The organism is Microcoleus sp. SVA1B4 (assembly GCF_036700545.1).
In the GTDB taxonomy this organism is placed as follows: domain Bacteria; phylum Cyanobacteriota; class Cyanobacteriia; order Cyanobacteriales; family Microcoleaceae; genus Microcoleus.
Genome location: NZ_JAUBPB010000076.1, coordinates 1 through 20,119, shown reverse-complemented (window position 1 = coordinate 20,119; position 20,119 = coordinate 1). Strand labels below are relative to the sequence as shown.

General features: G+C 47.1%; 17 protein-coding genes and 1 pseudogene. 9 read left to right on the top strand and 9 right to left on the bottom strand.

Annotation, left to right across the window (positions count from 1 at the left end):
• From QT987_RS25450 to QT987_RS25435, 4 genes are all read right to left on the bottom strand, one after another.
• On the bottom strand, positions 1–2,386 hold a 2,386-nt coding region (locus QT987_RS25450; RefSeq protein WP_333245847.1), incomplete at its 3' end, for a two-partner secretion domain-containing protein.
• Between the two features lie 1,356 nt (positions 2,387–3,742).
• Entirely contained in the window at positions 3,743–5,485 is a 1,743-nt protein-coding gene (locus tag QT987_RS25445; RefSeq protein ID WP_333245844.1) for a DUF3352 domain-containing protein, read from the bottom strand.
• 240 nt (positions 5,486–5,725) lie between these two features.
• Positions 5,726–6,817 (bottom strand): hypothetical protein, encoded by a 1,092-nt coding sequence (locus QT987_RS25440; protein WP_333245841.1) that lies wholly within the window; start codon positions 6,815–6,817, stop codon positions 5,726–5,728.
• Positions 6,818–6,963: 146 nt separating this feature from the next.
• Entirely contained in the window at positions 6,964–7,104 is a 141-nt protein-coding gene (locus tag QT987_RS25435) for a hypothetical protein (RefSeq protein WP_332950583.1), read from the bottom strand.
• Positions 7,105–7,217: 113 nt separating this feature from the next.
• Between QT987_RS25435 and QT987_RS25430 the strand changes: the two genes are divergently transcribed.
• Positions 7,218–8,456 (top strand): LL-diaminopimelate aminotransferase, encoded by a 1,239-nt coding sequence (locus QT987_RS25430; protein WP_333104794.1) that lies wholly within the window; start codon positions 7,218–7,220, stop codon positions 8,454–8,456.
• 415 nt (positions 8,457–8,871) lie between these two features.
• Here the strand turns inward: QT987_RS25430 and QT987_RS25425 are convergent, their stop codons facing one another.
• On the bottom strand, positions 8,872–9,114 hold the full coding sequence (locus QT987_RS25425) for a helix-turn-helix domain-containing protein (protein ID WP_190745066.1): 243 nt from the start codon (positions 9,112–9,114) through the stop codon (positions 8,872–8,874).
• Between the two features lie 215 nt (positions 9,115–9,329).
• Between QT987_RS25425 and QT987_RS25420 the strand changes: the two genes are divergently transcribed.
• Together QT987_RS25420 and QT987_RS25415 are read left to right on the top strand one after the other, a co-directional pair.
• Positions 9,330–9,593 (top strand): hypothetical protein, encoded by a 264-nt coding sequence (locus tag QT987_RS25420; RefSeq protein ID WP_333245838.1) that lies wholly within the window; start codon positions 9,330–9,332, stop codon positions 9,591–9,593.
• A gap of 166 nt (positions 9,594–9,759) precedes the next feature.
• Positions 9,760–10,422, top strand: coding sequence for a Uma2 family endonuclease (locus QT987_RS25415; RefSeq protein WP_333205838.1), 663 nt, complete (start codon positions 9,760–9,762; stop codon positions 10,420–10,422).
• A 44-nt stretch (positions 10,423–10,466) separates the two neighbouring features.
• Here the strand turns inward: QT987_RS25415 and cofH are convergent, their stop codons facing one another.
• Positions 10,467–11,612, bottom strand: a complete 1,146-nt coding sequence (cofH, locus tag QT987_RS25410; protein WP_333245833.1) for a 7,8-didemethyl-8-hydroxy-5-deazariboflavin synthase subunit CofH — start codon at positions 11,610–11,612, stop codon at positions 10,467–10,469.
• A gap of 140 nt (positions 11,613–11,752) precedes the next feature.
• Here cofH and QT987_RS25405 point away from each other — a divergent pair, with 140 nt between their 5' ends.
• Both QT987_RS25405 and QT987_RS25400 read left to right on the top strand, forming a co-directional pair.
• The gene (locus tag QT987_RS25405) at positions 11,753–12,967 is read left to right on the top strand and encodes a glycosyltransferase (RefSeq protein WP_333245829.1); all 1,215 of its coding nucleotides are present in this window, start codon (positions 11,753–11,755) and stop codon (positions 12,965–12,967) included.
• A 207-nt stretch (positions 12,968–13,174) separates the two neighbouring features.
• A complete protein-coding gene (locus QT987_RS25400; protein WP_333245826.1) occupies positions 13,175–14,965 on the top strand; it encodes a glycosyltransferase family 39 protein in 1,791 nt (596 codons plus the stop codon).
• Positions 14,966–15,019: 54 nt separating this feature from the next.
• On the opposite strand, the gene QT987_RS25395 is transcribed toward QT987_RS25400, so the two are convergent.
• Positions 15,020–15,430 carry a hypothetical protein gene (locus tag QT987_RS25395; RefSeq protein WP_333245823.1) on the bottom strand — a complete coding sequence of 137 codons (411 nt, stop codon included), beginning with the start codon at positions 15,428–15,430 and terminating at the stop codon, positions 15,020–15,022.
• Between the two features lie 139 nt (positions 15,431–15,569).
• Between QT987_RS25395 and QT987_RS25390 the strand changes: the two genes are divergently transcribed.
• The 3 genes and pseudogenes from QT987_RS25390 to QT987_RS25380 all read left to right on the top strand — a co-directional run bounded on the left by QT987_RS25390 (position 15,570) and on the right by QT987_RS25380 (position 16,869).
• On the top strand, positions 15,570–15,827 hold the full coding sequence (locus QT987_RS25390; RefSeq protein ID WP_333245821.1) for a helix-turn-helix transcriptional regulator: 258 nt from the start codon (positions 15,570–15,572) through the stop codon (positions 15,825–15,827).
• Between the two features lie 20 nt (positions 15,828–15,847).
• Positions 15,848–16,183: pseudogene (locus tag QT987_RS25385) on the top strand (transposase); the annotation flags it as partial.
• A gap of 38 nt (positions 16,184–16,221) precedes the next feature.
• Positions 16,222–16,869 carry a type I restriction endonuclease gene (locus QT987_RS25380; RefSeq protein ID WP_333245818.1) on the top strand — a complete coding sequence of 216 codons (648 nt, stop codon included), beginning with the start codon at positions 16,222–16,224 and terminating at the stop codon, positions 16,867–16,869.
• Between the two features lie 22 nt (positions 16,870–16,891).
• Here QT987_RS25380 and QT987_RS25375 read toward each other — a convergent pair whose 3' ends face one another.
• Entirely contained in the window at positions 16,892–17,497 is a 606-nt protein-coding gene (locus QT987_RS25375) for a DUF3318 domain-containing protein (RefSeq protein ID WP_333245870.1), read from the bottom strand.
• A 379-nt stretch (positions 17,498–17,876) separates the two neighbouring features.
• A complete protein-coding gene (locus tag QT987_RS25370) occupies positions 17,877–19,451 on the bottom strand; it encodes a nucleoside transporter C-terminal domain-containing protein (protein WP_333245815.1) in 1,575 nt (524 codons plus the stop codon).
• Positions 19,452–19,671: 220 nt separating this feature from the next.
• Between QT987_RS25370 and QT987_RS25365 the strand changes: the two genes are divergently transcribed.
• Complete coding sequence (locus QT987_RS25365; RefSeq protein ID WP_333245812.1) at positions 19,672–19,962, top strand: hypothetical protein; 291 nt, start codon at positions 19,672–19,674, stop codon at positions 19,960–19,962.
• Positions 19,963–20,119 lie beyond the last annotated feature (157 nt).

The window sequence follows — 20,119 nt, the reverse complement described above, 5'->3', positions numbered from 1 at the left end:
TTGTCGGTGCTGGTGGCAGATTTGGGACTGGCGCTGGATTTTGAGTAATTGTCGGTGCTGGTGGCAGATTTGGGACTGGCGCTGGCGTCGGCGTTAATGTTTGTGCGGGCGCGGGTGCGGGCGCGGGTGCGGGTGCGGGTGCGGGTGCGGGTGCGGGTGCGGGTGCGGGTGCGGGTGCGGGTGCTGGCGCGGGCGCGGGTGCTGGCGCGGGTGCTGGCGCGGGTGCTGGTGCGGGCGCGGGTGCTGGTGCGGGCGCGGGTGCTGGGGCGGGTGCTGGCGCGGGCGCGGGTGCTGGCGCGGGTGCTGGCGCGGGCGCGGGTGCTGGCGCGGGTGCGGGTGCTGGCGCGGGTGCTGGCGCTGGTAGGGATGCTCGCGGGGGAGTCGGCGCGGGTAAGGGCGCGGGTGCGGGTGCTGGTGCTGGTGCTGGTGCTGGGGCGGGTGCTGGGGCTGGTGCTGGTGCTGGTGCGGGTGCGGGTGCTGGTGCTGGTGCGGGTGCGGGTGCTGGGGTTGGTGCGGGTGCGGGTGCTGGGGTTGGTGCGGGTGCGGGTGTTTGTGCGGGTGTTGGTGCGGGTGTTGGTGTCGCTGCGGGTGCGGGTGTTGGTGTCGCTGCGGGTGCGGGGGTTGGTGCGGGTGTTGGTGTTGGTGCGGGTGTTGGTGCGGGTGTCGCTGCGGGTGTTGGTGTCGCTGCGGGTGCTGGTGTTGGTGCTGGCGATACTGAAGAAGCCGTAATGTTAATTTGTGTCGGCTGTACTATCTGAGGGTTGGGGCTGAAATAACCTCCCTTTGTAATCACATTTTCCTTCTTTGGACCGCCGGTGGCAATGCTGCCAGCAGTACCGTTGACTCTGTTATAGTCTGGCCCGATGGTGAAAAGAGTGTTCGAGGCTTCGCCACCGTGGCGAATGGTGATATCTCCACCATTGGCGCTACCAGTCGTGGATGCGGAAATGCTGCAAGCTTGCGACAAGCAGTTGTTATCGTTTGTGAAAGTGCCTGTCGCTCGGAAATTGCCGCCGGCTGTAATATCAATCTCTCCTCCGCCTGTTCTACCTTCGGTGTTGATATGGGTTACTTCGATATCGTTGCGCGCGTTGAGGGTGACTTCGCCACCTTGTTTTTCTTCGGAGTTGGCGTCTATGAAACCTGTTTGAATGCTGCTTGAGGGTGCTGCAATACTAACGTCTCCGGCGTTGCTGTTTTTGTCGATCGATCCTGCGTTGATATTGCCTGTTTCTACTTTTCCTGTACGGCTGGTGACGGTGATGTTGCCGCCTGCGGTGGTGTCGGAGTCGGAGTCGAGATCCGCAGTGCGAATGTCGCCACTAGCTTCTAGGGCGATTGGGCCGCCTTGGGAACTTGTCAGGTTTCCGCTGACTGCAATGCTGTTGGCTGCTTGAATGTCGATCGCCCGAGCGTTTGCATCTTTTAGTGCCACGTCCCCCGCAGCTACTGCTCGGTTAGAGGCCGTGAGTACCACTTCACCGTTGGCATTGACGCTGAGGCCTGTAGCGTTCGTTTCACCGATGCCTGTGAGCAGTTCGGGCAAGGATGCGATCGAGAATGTCGAAGCTGTTGGCGCTGTTCCTGGGCTCGTCGCTGAGGGCGGCTCGATTTCCAAACTCAGCAAATTGCCTCGCTGGCTGACACGCACTAAATTTGTCCCGGAGACTGATGCTACGGTAATTTGACCGTCTGGGGCAGAAAGGCTGCCTGTGCTGACAACGGTGCCGCCGAGCAAGGTTAAATTCTGCCCTGACTTGACTGCTAAGTCTGCCGTGCTGATAATTGCCCCAGCTCGATCGGCCCCAAAAGCAAAGGAATTGGGCACGCCTGTCAGAGATGTGTAAGTGCTACTACCGACAGCGTTAAACGAGTTTGAACCAAATCCAATAGCGGTGGCGGTGGTTGCTGTGAAAGAAGCCGGCACGTTTAAGCTGGCACTGTTGCCAAATATGATGCCGGATGGATTCATTAGAAACAAGTTAGAATTGCCGCCGGTTACTTGAATTAAGCCGTTAATAATCGAGGGGTTGCCACCGCCTATTCCCGCTAAAATGTTGCGAATGTTCGGGTTTGATATAAAGTTGGCAATCTGATTTTCCGACAAGCCGAATTCTGTAAAGCTGTGGAAAAGATTTTGTCGATCGCTCGATAATTGTCCGCCTTCAATATCGAAGCGAGTTGGCTGCCCAGGAGTTCCGTTTTGCGCTGCGGGAGTGACGGTAGTACCCGTTGCGTCCGCCGCTGGCACAATTGTTTGACCTTCAGCTTTTGCTTGCACAAAGTAAAGATTTATTAAGACTATTTGCAGAGCAAGTGCCAGTTTGCTTATTCTTGCTTTAGATAGGGATTTCGACGTTTTTTGAATATTTTTGACGGTTTTCATAGGTTTTTAATGGGTAAAATATATAAATCACAGAAATTAGGTAAAGAAACCGGCTTTGTAGAAAAAACTTGGGTTTACGGCTGTGTCAATAAATATCTGCACATCCGTGCTGTTTCTGGTCAATGTGCGTAGAAGATTGGAAATCTACCCCTCATTTTCAGAGGGGGTATTTGTGAGCTATTCTGTAAGTCTTATTGCTAAGTAAGGTTTGCCTGGTAAAGGTTCACGTTCCCTGCTTAGGAAAGCGATACGCTTGGCTATCAACCTGTTCACTCGTTCCTTAATCGCCTTCGACAGTGCATATTGCTGGCGTTTACATCACGGTGTCGTGACCAGATGAACGTAGTCAGTTAAGATGCTTGACTGCCGGTTCCGATGTTGTACAGGTGCTGACTAGGAATGCCAATATCTGCATAGGTTTTTCAGAACTGTTGAAGACGCTATATTTATGAAGCAACCTGGTTTCTGACTGCAATTGCATTTAGGAGTCAATGGGTAGAATTGGCCTCTGGTTTTGCAATTTTCTCAGCGTATCTTCTCCACAATCTAAATATAACTCGAAATGGCTAGGCTCTGTATCTTCCGCATGACATATTAATAAAAAAACACAAAAAATACTTTTCTAGAGGCACTCCCACCGGGAGGAACCGGGGCTTTTAACTATTATTGATAGTATGAAGGAAGTAGAGGGGTTCAAAAACTAGGTTTTTGCGTCCAAGACTGGGAGCATCTCAATGAAAGCAGGCAAGCCCAAAATTGGAGTTGTGAGGCAGAAGGCTCTCTTGCTGCGGGGCAGGAGGAAAGAGTCAGAAGGAAGGAGCCAGAAGAAGTGTTTTTACAAATATGAGATGCTCCCCCAAGACTGACCCGGAAACATCCCCAAATATTTTATACAAAACAAAAAATACTCTACATTTGCCGAAAAGTAAAATTATGAAAAGCAGAAATGAGAAGGAGTCAGAATCCAGAATTCAGAATTCTGAATACCCCCTGCCTGAAGTGAGAGTTAAGGGTCACGGAAAGAATTTTTGTGATCCACGATTAAAATCGGGGCTTTAAACCTCGATTCTCCATCCTGTCGCACAGAATCCCTTCTGGATTCTGGCTGCTGAATTCTTCTTTAGTAAGTCAAATTGTTAGGGTGTTCAGAAACCCGGTTTATTTAAATAAAAAACCGGGTTTTTGGGCTTTTTTGTGTGAGGTTTTGTGAAGTAAAACTCCTTAAATCCGGCTCTATTTCCCTCTTATAGTCAACTCGATTATTGCCGATTTCGATCGGCGGGTTTGGGATTTTAATCGATCGCCCTGTTGGTCGTTAAGGGGGTGTGCAGCCGGATTTGTGGCAGGATTTAAGAGTTAATTGGGTGAAGTTTGGACAGTGGGCGAGGGACTGGGAGAAGCAGGGCGCGGTGAAGCAGGGCGCGGTGAAGGAGTGGATTGGGTGGATTTTTTGAGACCGACAAAAGCGTCATAACGGGTGGTACGATCGCCAATGACGGCCGCTGTAACGCCGATCGACCGCGTGGCGTCTATCCACATTTTTTGGCTGGGAGGAAACTCCGGCAAAGCTAGGTTTTTCGGGTTAAACGCACTCTCGGTGTCGATGAAGAAATTGCCGTTGTGGGGTGTAAGTTGCGATCGTACTGTTTTCTGGAACAGTTCGCTGCTTAAAAGCGGACTTTTTGGTGCCGGAACGATCGCATCCACCACGGGAGCTCCTACTGTCATAAACGCTACATTGTTCATCCAGCCGCGAGTTACCGTAATCCCTCCAAACGGCGATGTCCATTTAATCGCCGGTTTGCCGCCGACTTGAATTTCCTCCACTCTAAATCCTTTAGTTTTCATCGTTTCATCAAGCTGTTTCAGGGATTTGTTGGCGGCGCCCTGGTTGTTTGTTTCCACCATAAATACAAATCCGGCAGCAAATTTGTCTCTGGGATTCTGGGCGGGCGCCGGTATTAATGATAGAGAAAATTCTCCCGCCATCCAGTTCATTAAGTCTTTATCTAAATCCAGGCCCGTAGTGGATTTTAAACCTGTGCGTAAAACTTGGGGATTAATCGGGGAAATCGGGTTGGCCTCGGCTCCCAATACGTAGTCTTGCCACAAACGCTGCAAGTTGCCGCCGGATACCATCATTATTGTATTGTTGGGCAGGCGGTTAACCATTTTTAGAGCATTGTTTTCTACTGCTATCCTTCTGGTAGAATCGGGTTTTAGCCAAGAGACTGATTTGAAGGCAATTCCTTCTTCTTCCAGCGTCGCTGTGGTGGCAAATCCCTGATTTTGTTGCAGTTTTTCGAGGCTTTCTGGCGAAATTTCGCGGGCTGAGTTGGCGGCGGCATAGGCGGCGGCAACGGGCATATTGACGTAGATTTGACCGAAGGCTCCCGGACTTTTTATTTTGTCTATGGCGTCTGCATAGCCAGGGGTTTTTGCTAGGGAAGGTTCGCCTTTGTAGGTGTCGATTATTCTGTCTGTAGCGCTAGGATCTGTGGTGACTGCTAGATACCTTGTGCCGAGTACCGCGACGGAGAAATTGCGATCGGGTACGCCTTGAGTTTCTGTGACTTGCACCCCTTTATAATTACGCTCAACAATTTTTCCTTGGCTAAGGGGTCTGGGTTTTGCTAATAATTCTTTGGCTTTGACTGGGTTGGCAATTGGCAGGATAATTGCCACTGACTGTTGAATTGGCGGAGATGGGGGCGTGTTGGGTGCCGGCGAGGGGGCTGGTATAGCTATTTTGTTGCGGAGAAAGGCTACCATTGCTGTGTTACCAACCCAGGGTTGAATGTCTTGCCCGTAGGCGTAGCCGTTGCTTGTGAGCAGGCGATCGCGCATTTGAGTTAAAAACCTCTCAAACGAAGCTTTTGACTCCGGCGTGCCAAATTCTCGCAGTCTATTCCACTGCGATTCATCGGTGCTGATGGATAGGGCCATCATCGTATCTTGCGGGACAACCGTTGCCCCCGGCGGCAAATCTTTGGCGGGCCCACGGGAAATGACGAGGTAGTACGTGACAAAGCCTAAACCGATCAGAAGTGTGGCGGCTCCGATCGTAAACAACAGGGAAGATTTATCTTTCTTAAACATTATTCGTAAGGTTCGGGTGCTCGCAACATGATAGATTATTTTCTTGGCTCATGTAGCAGATACATTAGCAGATACATTTAACCGGGCAAATTTAGGAAACTCGAATTTACCCCTCCGGAAACAACCAGAAAAACATTCCTTACTTGAATCAGACAGTAGGTTAGGCTCGTGAAACGAAACCTAACACAAAAAATGTAGCAAGACTTTTGTGACAGTTGGCCTTAGTCCTGATTAACTGAATCAATTTCTTGCCTTAAAGTCTTTAAAGATAGTTTGAAATGAGTACATCAGTCGGTGGACATCGTTTGTGGCTCTCGGAAAAATGTTGTGTTCCCATTTTTTGCGAGCAGTAGTTAGCAGTTTGGCTACGGGTTGTGAGTAACTGTTAGAAATGAAATAGCTGCCACCTTCGTAGCGAATGTCTGATGCTAAGCCGATAAAAGCACCAGCCATTTCTAGTTTAAGTTCTGAGGTGCTGTGTTCCGATTTTACTGCTAAAATTACCTGCGAGTGTCGGGGTTCGCGGTTGAGCAAGCGACAGATATTTGCTTCTTTTTGGTACAAAATTAAAACATTACAGTTGTGCAGAACTCCGGCTCTACCTTGGACTTTTACTCCTAGGTGAACTTCCAGGGCTGGTTTGTCGGGAAATTCCACAACAGCATGAGTGTATGGATGTGCAGTTCCGTGGATTTTTCCCGCTGTTTTTCTAAATGTTAAATATTTCGGTGTTTCGTCGTCTAAAACATTGTTGTAATAAATAGTACCGCCTTCATTAGCAACTGCTTTTAGCAGAATAGTGAAGAGGTAAGTGTCAAAAATTCTGGATTGTTCTGCCGCGGTGTTAAAATCGGGATCGATCGAGCTTTTTAATTTGCTTTTAATTTCGGAATTGATGGCGTAGTTGCTGGGCCCGGAGGGCAGTTTTTCCAGCAAGTGCTTGAGGGCGATCGCCTGTTTGTGACGGGGGGCTGTGACGCTGGAGGTAAACTCAATTGTTTTGGCAGTTTCTGCACCTGAATTGGCAAAGGTAATTTTTGTGCCGAGGGGTGAGGTTTCTGATTCTACTTTCAAGAAATAAGCAATTTCGTCTTCCATTTCGGAAGTGTTGACCGTCGCTTGTTCGACAGCATTAATTAACAGCAAAAGTTGTTCTTTTGCGGTATAATCTTCTATCTTGAGCAGAGGTGTTTTTCTTTTGAGCGATCGCTCTTCAATTACTTTGCCTATCTCTACAGTATCCGCTACTTGTTGCACTACCCAACCCAAATTAAACTCATCCAGAATTGCCGCCAGTTCCTGATAGAGTTTGGCGTACTCGATCTCGTCCATAATTGTTTCTGCGCTGCACACTATTTTGATTATACAAGATAGTTTGATTTTTTTGTCAATAGCTGTGAGCGACTCTGCAGATTGCCTGTGATGGCGGATTTGCCGAGTGTTCGAGTGTCCGAACGGGGAAAATCTTCCCTCGCTCCTCAATATCCATCCGTTAAATCCGTTAAATCCCTGATAAAATTTGTTGCCGAACTTCCTTTTGCTTGAGAAAGACGATTAGTAGTAATACCAATTTCAAAACAGAATGCAACTGCCTGCAAGCTGCCAACCCCCATAGTCATCAGTCATTCCCAGTTTTTCAATTCTTCAATTCTTCAATTCTTCAAATCTAAAATCTAAAATCTAAAATCTAAAATGGTATAAGCTATTCTACGACATTTGTAGCGATCGAACTATGGCAACTATCAACGACAACTACCTCAAACTCAAAGCCGGCTACCTGTTTCCCGAAATTGGGCGCAGGGTGAAAGCCTATGCAGAGGCGAATCCCCAAGCGCCCATCATCCGGCTGGGGATTGGCGACGTAACGGAACCGCTACCGGCTGCTTGTCGGGAGGCGATGGTGAAGGCGGTGGAAGACATGGGCTCGCGGGATACCTTTAAAGGATACGGCCCGGAACAAGGTTATGAGTGGCTGCGGGAGAAAATTGCCGAGCACGATTTCAAGTCGCGGGGATGCGATGTTGATGCTTCGGAAATCTTTATTTCTGATGGTTCTAAGTGCGATTGCGGCAATATTCTCGATATCTTTGGCAACAATAACACGATCGCAGTTACCGATCCAGTGTATCCGGTGTATGTAGACACTAACGTGATGGCTGGGCACACGGGAGATGCGAACGAAAATGGCGAATACGGCGGCTTAGTTTACCTGCCAATTACAGCAGAAAACAATTTTACTGCGGAAATTCCCACCGACAAAAAAGTCGATTTAATTTACTTGTGTTTCCCGAATAACCCGACCGGGGCAACTGCAACCAAGGAACACTTGCAAGCTTGGGTAAATTATGCTAAAGCTAACGGTTCGATTATTTTCTTCGATGCGGCTTACGAAGCGTATATTACCGATCCGAGTTTACCGCATTCTATCTACGAAATTGAAGGCGCGCGGGATTGTGCGATCGAATTTCGTTCTTTTTCCAAAAATGCTGGTTTTACGGGTACTCGCTGCGCGCTAACAGTTGTACCGAAGACTTTGACTGGAAAAGCAGCAGACGGTTCCGATGTCGAAATTTGGAAATTGTGGAACCGCCGCCAATCTACTAAATTTAACGGAGTTTCTTACATCGTGCAGCGCGGTGCTGAGGCGGTTTATTCTGAGGCTGGCAAGGCACAAATTCAGGCATTAGTCAATTTTTACATGGAAAATGCTGCGATTATTCGCGAGAAATTGACAGCGGCGGGAATCGAGGTTTTTGGTGGCGAAAATGCACCTTATGTGTGGGTGAAAACGCCTCACGGTTTGTCGAGTTGGGATTTCTTTCAGAAGTTGCTGGAAACTTGCAATGTGGTGGGAACACCCGGTTCTGGTTTTGGTGCGGCGGGCGAGGGTTATTTCCGCATTTCGGCGTTTAATAGTCGGGAGAATGTGGAGGAAGCGATGAGACGGATTGTGGAGAAGTTTAAGGTGTAAAAGGGCGAGAGGTAAGTTTTTTTGGGGCGGGCAAGATGCCCACCCCACAAGAAATTGATGTGTTGTGGAACAGGCATCTTGCCTGTTGCTTTGGGCGGGCTTTTCTGCCCAGCCCACAATAAATTGATAGGTTGTGGAACAGGCATCTTGCCTGTTGCTTTGGGCGGGCTTTTCGGCCCGCCCCACAATAAATTGATAGGTTGTGGAACAGGCATCTTGCCTGTTGCTTTGGGCGGGCTTTTCGGCCCAGCCCACAATAAATTGATAGGTTGTGGAACAGGCATCTTGCCTGTTGCTTTGGGCGGGCTTTTCGGCCCACCCCACAATAAATTTGATATGTTGTGGAATAGGCATTTTTTCAAAACATTGTATGAGTTCGTTTAAATAAAACGCCTCAATTATAATATTCCATTTTCTATCCATCAGCATCGCTAGGAAAACCAAATTGGTCTGGTAATTCAGCAGAGGTAATTTGCAGAATCTCTAGCAACTTCTTGTATTGAACAGGCGTTAGCTTCGGTACCGATCGCCCAGCTTCCCAGTTGCTTACCGTCGCTTCCGTAACGCCAAGTGCTTCTGCTAGCTGCTTTTGAGTCATAAACCGCTGAACTCTCAGTCGCATTAGGGGCGATCGATCGGCTCTTTCTGAGGTTTCCATAGGCTATTTGTTAAGTTATATTAATTTATTTGGGTTTTGCCTAAAATAATTGACATCTACCCTAAATTAATTTAGATTTAAACTAATAGAGATTAGACCGCACCAGGTAAGCCACTTGTGCTGTAGGGGAATTGCTGTCTTTTCTTCAACTTGTTATTGTACGCGGTTTTACCGTTACAAAGCATCCAACCTATCCAAAATTATTGGTCAAAGCTATGTTGCAAGATTCATCGTCGAACCAAACATCGCCCAATGTTTTAACCAACCAAACCTTTGAGGGCGATCGCGAAGCAGTCCGTCACGTCATCATCGGTTCGCCGCTGGGGGTACGGCGAACTATCCACCAACTGCACGCATTGCGCTACGAGGAAGCTGTTCGTTGGACTCATCCCATCGCCATTCCCGACAATCGCATCATTATTACACCCGATCGGGGAGAAATCATGAGTCTGTTAGTCAAATTAATCCGGCTGCAATGAAGTCATAAATGTGCGATCGAGCTTTCTAGAATTGAGTCAAAAGTGCGATCGCGAATCTCTTCTGGTTGCCCGTGCTAAACTCAACAGATATATCCAAAAACTCTTGTGGGGTAGGCATCCTGCCTGCCCTTGGCACAAACTTAACAACTAGCTCCCTATTCAGCTTATGATTGTTATCACCCCCGTCCTAAAACCCGTTAGCCAAATAACGCTTTCTCCCGGTAGTGTCGTAACTATTCCCAATATAACTTGGCTGGAATTTGAGTCTATTTTGCAGGAATTAGGAGAAAAGCGCTCGGCACGAGTTGCTTACAGCAAAGAAACTTTAGAAATTATGGTTCCTTTACCAGAACACGAAATTCCCAGAGATTTAATCTCTGATATTGTCAAAATTTTACTCAAGTCGGCGGGCAGAAGATACCAACCTTTTGGTTCTACTACTTTCAAACGGGAAGGTGCAGCAGGAGTTGAACCTGATGCTTGCTTTTACATTCTAAATTATCAACGGATGATCGGCTGCCGCAGACTGCAACCCGACGCTCCGCCGCCGGATTTAGCAATTGAGACGGATGTAACTTCTAAAACTACTATAGATGCCTATAAAATGATTGGAGTTCCCGAAGTATGGGTTTATGACAGTGGCAGACTTCTCATTTATTTGCTGCAAGATGGAGAGTATGTAGAATCCGATATGAGTCCGAATTTTCCAGAAATCGCGATCGCCCAACTGATTCCTGCTACAGTGGAACGTGCTTGGCAGGTGGGAAATTTGCAAGCGCTAGAAGAATTTGAAAGTGCGATCCTCTCCGAGGGCTTCGCTAACGGCTAAACTCGTAGGAGACGTTACGGGCTTCGCACTTCCCATCCAAAAAATCACACACTTACTGCCACATTATCAACCCCTAAAGGTCGATAAATTGTATCTCTTTGCTGATAACTCCGCCCCAAAGAACTAATCGCATTTTGCAAATCTTCCACAGATTGACAACTGCCGCCAACCGCACCGGCCATTGTAGTAATGTGCTCTTCCATCAATGTACCGCCGATGTCGTTGCAGCCCCATTTCAGCGCTTCTGTAGCTCCATCTAAACCTAATTTTACCCAACTCGGTTGATGATTGGGAATCAAATTGCCTAAGAAGATTCTCGATACAGCGGTGAGTAACAATGTATCTGCTAAAATTGGTTGGTCGCGGCCGACTCGACTCCGCAAAGGTGCCGGTGCTTCCTGTCCGACAAATGGTAGTAAAATAAATTCTGTAATGCGTGCCCCATAGTTTTGGTCGATCGCAGTTTGTTGGAGCGATCGCACTTTTTCTAAATGCAAAACCTGCTGTTGGGCAGTCTCAATATGCCCGCAAAGCATCGTACTCGTTGTCGGCAAACCCAGACTGTGAGCAGTTCCCACAATTTCCAGCCAAGTTGCCGAATTTAGTTTTTCCGGGCAAATCACCCGTCGCACAGAATCGTCGAGAACTTCCGCTGCGGTTCCCGGCATCGAACCAACTCCCGCATCCTGCAAAGCCGAAATTACATAGCTGAAACTAAGATTATCTTCTCTGGCAATAAATTCTATTTCTTGCGGCGAAAAAGCGTGCAAGTGCAACTGCGGAAATTTATCCTTAATAGTTTTCACCAATTGCAGATAATAAGGTAAAAATGCGCCGTTGAGCTTAGCTTGAAGATTTAAGCCCCCCTGCATACAAATTTCCGTGGCACCCCGCTGCACTGCATCACTTGCCTTGTCCTGAATTTGAGCTGCATCTAACCAAAAAGCGCCCTCATCTCCTTCGTCGCGGCGAAATGCACAAAAACTGCAATGCTGCTCGCAAATGTTAGTAAAATTAATATTCCGGTTGATAACATAGGTGACAGTATCCCCTGATTGTCGGCGCCGGAGCAAGTCAGCGGTTGTTTGAATAGAAGCTCGCGCGTCTGGCTCTGTTTGCTGCAAAAGTACCAATGCCTCTGCAGAAGAAATGTTATAACCTTGTAAAGCTCGATCGAGAATTGCATCCACAGTTTTCTTTTTAACTCAATTACAGAATTACTGACTAGAATTAAGGCGTTTTTATATTTTAACTAATCAATTATGGAGGAACGATATTTTACAATCTCAAGTGCTCCCAAACTATCCTTCACTTTCTGAACACTGAAATTATGGGCAGCTACCAACCAAATCAGGTATTGCCAGTGCCGTCGGGGCCTTTGCAAATTCCTGCTATACAGACTTTCGGTTCAACTTTTGTAGACGCAGGCACACCGTCAATTTATTTTTCCCTGGTAATTCCCACCTACAACGAGCGCAGGAATATCCAGAGTATTGTGGAAAAATTGAGCCAATTGCTCGATGGCATCATTCCCGGCAACTACGAATTAATTGTAGTCGATGACGACAGCCCCGATCGCACTTGGGAAGTCGCCCTTTCCCTGACACCGGAATATCCGCAATTGCGGGTGATGCGCCGGGAAGACGAGCGGGGACTTTCCACAGCGGTGATTCGCGGGTGGCAGGCGGCTAGGGGCGAGGTTTTGGGCGTCATCGATGCCGACTTGCAGCATCCCCCGGAGACGCTGTTGCAGCTTTTAGCAGAAATTCAGCGGGGAGCCGATTTGGCCGCTGCGAGTCGTCACGTGGGCGAGGGCGGGGTGAGCGACTGGAGCGTTGTCAGGCGATTTTTATCGCGGGGCGCTCAAACCGTGGGGTTGGTGATCCTGCCGGGAGTGGTGGGCCGAGTTTCCGATCCGATGAGCGGGTATTTTATGGTGCGGCGCTGTTGCATAGCGGGCAAAACCATGAATCCTGCTGGCTACAAAATATTGATTGAAGTGCTCGGCAGAGGCGATATCCGCTGGATTGGAGAAGTTGGTTACGTGTTTCACGAGCGGCAAGAAGGGGAGAGCAAAGTTACCTGGAAACAGTATATTGAGTATTTGCAACATTTGCTTCGGTTGCGGTTTGCCCGCTGGCCGATGGGCCGATTCCTGCGGTTTGGCGTGGTTGGTTTCAGCGGCGTTTTTGTGGATATGGGAGTTTTTTACTTGCTGCGGACTGTCCTCGGTTTGGGGCTGACTCGCAGTGCCATTTTTTCTGCTGAAGTGGCAATTTTCAATAATTTTTTGTGGAACGATTTATGGACTTTTGGTGATATTTCTAAGCGGCAGCCGGGAAAGCGCCAGCGCTTGAAACGGCTGTTAAAATTTAATGTGATTTGTTTGATTGGCTTGATGATAAATGTGCTGCTGGTGAATGTGCTGTTTAATGTTTTTAAGGTAAACGAATATTGGGCTAAGTTGATTGCGATCGCAACTGTGACTCTGTGGAATTTCTGGATCAATATGAAGCTGAGTTGGCGGGTGACGGACGTGAAGTAGGTAATGGGAAATGGGTAATGCGAAATGGGTAATTGGTAATTGATAATGGATAAAATGACTGATGGCTAATGACAAATTGGTCTCCTGCCCTATGCCTTTGAATGACCGAAAGCATCTAGGATACAAGCCCCCGGATTTATCTCGCGCAAGTCAATGCTTCAATTCTAAAATCTAAAATCTAAAATCTAAAATCGATTGACTGAATTAATGATTAAGAACAAACAACTGTTGTTGCTATTTCTGTGGACGGCGATCGCCTTGATTTTGCGCTTTGCCAATTTGGACTCGAAACCGCTGTGGACAGACGAGTTTTCGACTCTAGTATTTAGTTTGGGCAACAGTTTTCGCGGTGTGCCGATCGATCGCGCGATCGAGCTTTCTACATTATTACAACCGCTGCAATTGCGCCCCGATGCTGACACCGCCGACGTGCTCCGCAATTTGCTACTAGAAAGCAACCATCCACCAGTATATTTTATGCTCGCTCATTGGTGGATGCGGTTGTTTGCGGTTTCTGAGGATAGTTTAGTTTGGATTGGGCGAGCTCTTCCTGCATTATTGGGCGTGATTTCAGTTCCCGCTATCTACTTTTTAGGCAAGTTTGCTTTTAGTTCCCGTTTAATCGGTCAATGTGCGGCCGCGATGATGGCACTTTCTCCCTACGGCATTTATCTCGCTCAAGAAGCTCGCCATTACACTTTAGGAATCTTATTAGTTATTGCCTCTCTTTTTTGCCTCGTATTAGCTGCAAGAAAGCTGCAACAGCGCGCTCCCCTGCCTATTTGGGCGGTGCTGCTTTGGGTAGTTGTTAATTGTTTGGGAATTGCGGTTCACTACTTTTTTGTACTGACTTTGTGTGCGGAAGCAATAGCATTAATTGCTGTAATCTGGCAGCAGTTTAATGGAAAATTGGCAATTGACAACAGCCAGCAGCCTAATATTTGGCAATTTCAAATCATCTGGCGGCTTTTAGCCGTAGCGATCGGCACTTTGGCTGGCGGTTTAGTTTGGTTGCCGGTCTTTTTGTCCAACAAGTACGGCAGCGAACTAACTAATTGGATTGTCAGCGGCGATCGCACATTTTTAAGTTGGGTTAATCCGATTTTTCAAGCTTTAGCTGGATGGATCACTGTCATCTCTCTGCTGCCGGTGGAATCGCCAAATTTGGCAGTAGTAGTTGTATCGGCGATCGCAATGACAATATTTTTTATATTGGTGCTTCCCATCCTGTTTAGCGCTCTTAAAAATTCCTTAACAACGCCCGATACTCGTTTAGGTACTGTTATTTTCGGCGGATTTGTGCTAGGAGCAATTTTCCAATTTTTCAGCTTTGCATATATTCTAGGGATTGACCTAACTCGCGGCGCACGATACAATTTCGTCTACTTTCCGGGGGTGATATTGCTTTTAGGAGCAACCTTGGCGGTTATTTTTAACACACCTACAGCAAAAAGTCAATGGTTTAATTTACCTGCTGTGGAAATTGCTGGCAAAAAAGCAGTGGTGCTAATTTTAGTAATGGGTTTTTTTAGCGGTGTCACAGTAAATTCCAATCTTGGCTATCGCAAATATTACAAACCAGACCTTTTAATTCCGATTGTCCGCGAAGTATCGAAAGTTCCCGTGTTAATTGCCACTACTCAAAAGACTCATGTAGAAATAGGAGAGTTGATGGGGATAGGGTGGGAATGGGAAAGAAGTTCGGCAACGGATTTTGTAACGGATGTAACGGATGTAACGGATGTTAGGAAGAAAGAGGAAGTTAAAGCCTTTGATTCTCCGCTGTTTCTTTTGGCTAATCTGAAAAAAGATGCGCCGGAAATAGCGGCAGGGACACTTGATAAAACACTCAGTCAATTAGAACGGCCGCTTGATTTGTGGTTGGTTAATTTTCGCGCACCTGTCAATCTAGAATCACAAAAATGTCAGGTTGAATCGCGCGATTTGCCTGCGGTGGATGGGTATGAATATCAAGTTTATCACTGTTCTAGGTCATAGGTAAGGGGCGATCGCCGAGGGATTGCCCCTACCAAGGCGGGAACTAGACCGTCACTAAGAGTCAGCGGCCAAATGTTTAATTAAGACGCTCATCACTTCACCGGGATTTTGAGTTGGGACAAGCGGACTCCAGTCAGAAACACAGGCAAAATTATCGCGGTGAAAAGAATGAATGACACGGGAAACAACAGGACGAGAACTGATAATGAAAAGTTTCAAGAGTTCTTGGTTAACTGAAGTTTGCAAGTTTGGCTTTTTAGCAGGGGGCTGAGTCGGTTCGGTAGTTGGATTTTCTGGCCCAACCTCGAAAGCAAGTATTAATTCGGTATTGGGTAGCATTTGCCGGATGACTTTCAGGGAAGATTCTGCTTCGCTGCGGCTGAGAAATTGCGCGACAGGTAAGCGCTGAAAGTTGGGCAGGAGTCGGTAAATAATCCAGGCATTCGCAGTTTCTGGGGTGTTCATGGCTGTATTCTAAATTGGGTATGTTTGCCCATAGAAAAGTGACAGAATTGCACCTTTTATTTTTAGTGCAGTCTGTTTTGGCTATGGCTGTGCCACTAACCGCTTAATTTAAGCGTTTAAATTGGATAGTTAAAATAATATGGTAAAAAAAAGGCAACGTCAACGGCAACCAGAAAATGAGTTGCCTTTTCGGAGACTGCGAGAGGACGCTAACTTGAGCCAAGAAGAGTTGGCTGTGCGGATGGGGGTGTCGGTTTCGTCGGTGCGGCGATGGGAAAAGGGAGACGAACCTACGATGACTGTTCGGCAAATGAGGGATTTTTGCCGTTTGGTGGGGGTATGTTTTGATGAGTTGCCGGATTATCTCAGTCGGCGAGTAGATGAGGAGGAGCCATAGGGGGATAGATTGATAGTCTATTTTGCATTGATGTTGACAGAAAAGAAAACACAGAACCCTCTGGGAACACTATTGGCTTAGACGTGGGGTTAAAGGAATATTACACCGATTCAAACCGAGTAATGGTTGAAAATCCCAAGTTCCGCCGTCAAGGCGAAAAAGTTCTTAAGCATTGTCAACGTCCTGTATATAGAAAGGTAAAAGGTTCAAAAAACCGAAGCAAGGCTAGGCAGATTTTAGGCAAACGCCACCTCAAAATAAGTAGGCAATCGTATTGCACCACGCTGTAAAGTTAGCGCGGTGCGTAGTTCAGTCCAGCGACTTGATAGCCGTGCGTTGATTTGAGAATAAAAAATTATGATACAATTAACAATGTAGATAGATAAACAAGTTTATGATTCAAGAAACTGCTATTAGTAAAGCAATTACAAAATTGAGCGATCTCCGCACTAAGTTCAATTTAACTCGCAGCAGCAATCCCCTAGCATTTACCGAATGGCTGGGGGAATTACCCGAATTGACGGCAAGTGAAATAGCTTCTTTAGACAGATTGAAAAATCGCTATTTTTCCTATATAGAAGGAGATGAAATTTCGGAAGGTACAGTCAATATTATCATGCTGCATCCTCTCCTCGATGTCATGGGTTTATGCGATTTGCCTTTTAGAATTAGAGGCGAACAGTCTCTGAAAGTGGAGATTGTCACAGAAGACGAAGATCGGGTTTTACAGGGGCGGATTGATGCTTTAGTCATTCAAAATCAATTTTGGATAGTGGTAATTGAAAGTAAAGAATATGGTTTCAGTGTTTCGCGGGCGATTCCCCAGACTTTAGCATACATGATGGGAAATCCTTACCCCGAAAACTCTACTTTTGGGATGATAAGTAACGGCGAAGAATATATTTTCCTGAAGCTGCTGCGCGGGGAAATAAATCAATATGCGCTGTCAGATTTATTTAGTATTTCCAATAGTCGCAATAATGGCTTAAATGAAGCTATGCGGGTTCTCAAGCAACTTGTTAGTTTGTCTGTACAGAGATGAATGGTTATAATTTGCGATCGCATTACTCTTTCCTCACACTATCAGGTACGCCCACTGCCGAAATACCCGATATCGCCTTTAAGTTTTGACACCGAATCAACTCATTAAAATCCAAACTGCGCCCTTCAATTTGCGCCACAGCCTCGATCGCCCCAAGTAAATGTCCGGCCGCTTCAGCTTCGTTGTAACCACGCCTTCCCGCGACTCTAATCGCCCCTTCGTCAGCATCTAACTCTACTTGGGAACTGCGGTTGTCGCGCCAAATTCGAGTCATGGCGAGTCCTGTCAAACCGCCCGCGATCGCAGTGCCGACCGCATCTGGCTGCAACAATTCTACAACAGTCCCGACAATTCCTGCCAGAGCTGCACCTTGATAAATATCCGGTTTAAACCACTTAAAATTGCACAGAAAACTTACATTCCGCAATAGCAATAAATCCCGCTGCGGCTTAGATAGCAGCCGCCACAAATCAAAATTAATATAAATCGGGCGAGATTGATTCCAAGGTAAAGGAAAATCGCAGTCAATTACCGCTGATTGTTGTGGCTTATTAATAATTTTACACATCATGCGGCCGGAAGCAGGCATCACATCTAACAGGCGGCGAATTTCTGGTTCGGGATTCATAAATTTTGGGAATTGGGAATTGGGAATTGCTTGCATCGGCATAAAAAACAACAACATCCATCAGGGGCTTGTAGGGGCGGGTTCACCAACCATAATTGTCTAAAACCTACAATCTCTAAAACCCGCCCTCACTCACCCAAGGGCAAATCGCAATCTGATGCACGGGTGGCCAGAAACCGGGTTTTTGCGAGAATACTTTGTGACAACCACAGATTTGGTAAAAAACCCGGTTTCTTGGGTCAGAGTCCGTTCCTAACTTGTTTTATCGAAAGCAAAGTTGATGTAGGTTATTGGTTGTGTGCAGGCGGGTTTCTGTAGATTTTTAACGGGAGTTAAATATTGTTGGAAAAACCCGCCCCTACAAGTCAATAGAAGATTATTAAGGGTTTTTCTTGGATGCGGGAGAGGGAGATTCTTGAGCTTTCGGAGCCACTTTTTCGGTATTAGCCGAAGGCTTCGGACTGGCAATTGCTGGGGCAACTGACGGCTTTGAATTCGCGGCTGGGGATGGCGGTGATTTTAGAGATTCAGGGGCTGTTAGCGGGGCAACAGGGGCTGTTTTAGCGCCTAAAATGCTGGCGTCTCCGGTGTCGAAGGTGCCGGCGATGCAAGCGATCATCATTGTGGCTAAGGTGCCGACAAATAATGCTTTCCAACCGAGTTCGGAAATGTCTTTGCGGCGGGATGGAATTAGGGCGATCGTACCGCCGACAAATATGCCGACGGAGGCTAAGTGGGCGAAGCCGGAAAGGGCGTAACTGACAATTAAAACTGTACGATCGCTCACCAGTCCTTTTGCCGATGCTTCTGCTAAACTTTGATAGGGCGGAATCGCTGTTTCTAACAGTCGCCGTCCGATGATTACTGATGCTTGCCAAGAGTCGTCAATGGACACTCCTGTTAATAGCGTCAGGGGATAAAATAAAAATCCCATAATGTTGGCTAAGGTGACAACTTTGAAAAAGCCCCCAATTGGGCCGGGCAAAATTGCCAGCCAACCAAAGAATTGATTGATTAAGGAAACTAAGCCTAAAATCAAAATCAAAACAGCGGCAATGGCCACAGCCATTTTTACACCGTCCAATGCACCAATTATCGCTGCATCGAGAGGGCTGACTCGTTCGATGGGTTCTCCTCCAACTGTCTCTTGTGGCATCGCTTCGCCGTCCATTTCGGAAATTTCTTCGCCCACAAACTCGCGGCCTTTAGGCTTCCGTTCTTCCTTGGGAATGCCGCCCATTGTCAGGGGTGTGTCTGTTTCTGGTACTAAGATTTTGGAGAGGACAAAACAAGCGGGAATGGCGATAATTGAGGCTGAAACTAAGTGTCCTAAAATATTTGGAAAAACAGGCTTTAGAAAACTAACGTAAATTGCTAATGTTGAAGAAGCGGCAGTCCCAAAACAGCAAGAGAGGATTGCACAAAGTTCGGAACGAGTCATTTTTGGCAAATATGGCTTGACGACAATTGCCGCTTCAATTCCTACGAAAATATTGGCTGCGCCGCTGAGGGCTTCCGCACCACTCAAGCGCATTGTCGTATAAAATATTTTGGCAAAAAGTTCGGTGATAATTTGAATCACGCCGATGTTGTATAGCAAGGCCATGAGGCCAGAAAAAAAGATGACTGTCGGTAAAGCTCTAAAGGCAAAAATATATCCTAAATTAACTGCCGGCTCTTTACCAGGTATGGGTACAACATTGCTCCCGAATACAAACCTCGCTCCAGCGTCAGCAGCGGTGAATACTCCATCCAGTAAGCTAGTAAACCACTCTAGGGCGATGCGAGTTGGGGGGAACAGGAATACTAAAAATCCTAAGACTAATTGCAGGCCAATGCCCCAGATGATGACGCGCCAAGGTATATACTGAACTTTGCGATTTTCTGAGAAAACCCAGGCGATCGCACACAGGCCAAAGATGCCCAGAAACGAGATAAGATTGTAGATAGACATGAGCTTAGTCCTTGAAATAGCTGAGAATGCCGATCGACGGCTTGCACCACATCAGTTATACTATTCATCTGACGGCAAATGCTAAAAAAAATAACGGGCAGATGAATTACGCACTCAACAGCGTACTTATGTCATTGCTTAGGTCATTCCGAACTCTGCGGATCTTTTGCAAGCCTTGATTTGCCGTAATTACCAGCAGTTTAGATAGAAACTCTAACACATGGAAGCTTTTGCTCCACATCCTCCTGAATGGACTGCGACGGCGGTTCACGCTAATGAGTTTTGCTGCCCCAAGTGCGGCGCTAGCTGCACGGATGCCGCTGATGTCTGGATTAATCGTCGATCGCCAGTATATACCGAGTTCAACCGTCGCAAATGGCAAGAATTTTACCGCTGCCAGTGCGATTCCGTGTGGTGGGCATGGAGTAACGATAGGCCTCCTTCTGAACTTGTGCGTCGCGATCAGAACTCGGATGAGGGCCCTGATGAGGGCCCTGATGATGATTTTTAGAACGGTGACAGAATTTTCGATTTTCGATTTTATTTAAAATTAGGGTAAGGTGTGCCTCGGCGCACCCTACATTTAGATATGTTAGCGCCAGTTAGGATCGCGAATTAAATAACTTACAATTTTAATTGTTATTGTGGGATGGGCGTCCCGCCCGTCC

Coding starts and splice junctions, on each gene's coding strand:
- QT987_RS25390 (WP_333245821.1), top strand. CDS start 15,570: ATGGTAAAAAAAAGGCAACGTCAACGGCAACCAGAAAATGAGTTGCCT.
- QT987_RS25405 (WP_333245829.1), top strand. CDS start 11,753: ATGGGCAGCTACCAACCAAATCAGGTATTGCCAGTGCCGTCGGGGCCT.
- QT987_RS25445 (WP_333245844.1), bottom strand. CDS start 5,485: ATGTTTAAGAAAGATAAATCTTCCCTGTTGTTTACGATCGGAGCCGCC.
- QT987_RS25435 (WP_332950583.1), bottom strand. CDS start 7,104: ATGACTATGGGGGTTGGCAGCTTGCAGGCAGTTGCATTCTGTTTTGAA.
- QT987_RS25370 (WP_333245815.1), bottom strand. CDS start 19,451: ATGTCTATCTACAATCTTATCTCGTTTCTGGGCATCTTTGGCCTGTGT.
- QT987_RS25425 (WP_190745066.1), bottom strand. CDS start 9,114: ATGGAAACCTCAGAAAGAGCCGATCGATCGCCCCTAATGCGACTGAGA.
- QT987_RS25440 (WP_333245841.1), bottom strand. CDS start 6,817: ATGGACGAGATCGAGTACGCCAAACTCTATCAGGAACTGGCGGCAATT.
- QT987_RS25430 (WP_333104794.1), top strand. CDS start 7,218: ATGGCAACTATCAACGACAACTACCTCAAACTCAAAGCCGGCTACCTG.
- QT987_RS25380 (WP_333245818.1), top strand. CDS start 16,222: ATGATTCAAGAAACTGCTATTAGTAAAGCAATTACAAAATTGAGCGAT.
- QT987_RS25395 (WP_333245823.1), bottom strand. CDS start 15,430: ATGAACACCCCAGAAACTGCGAATGCCTGGATTATTTACCGACTCCTG.
- QT987_RS25415 (WP_333205838.1), top strand. CDS start 9,760: ATGATTGTTATCACCCCCGTCCTAAAACCCGTTAGCCAAATAACGCTT.
- QT987_RS25400 (WP_333245826.1), top strand. CDS start 13,175: ATGATTAAGAACAAACAACTGTTGTTGCTATTTCTGTGGACGGCGATC.
- QT987_RS25420 (WP_333245838.1), top strand. CDS start 9,330: ATGTTGCAAGATTCATCGTCGAACCAAACATCGCCCAATGTTTTAACC.
- QT987_RS25375 (WP_333245870.1), bottom strand. CDS start 17,497: ATGAATCCCGAACCAGAAATTCGCCGCCTGTTAGATGTGATGCCTGCT.
- QT987_RS25365 (WP_333245812.1), top strand. CDS start 19,672: ATGGAAGCTTTTGCTCCACATCCTCCTGAATGGACTGCGACGGCGGTT.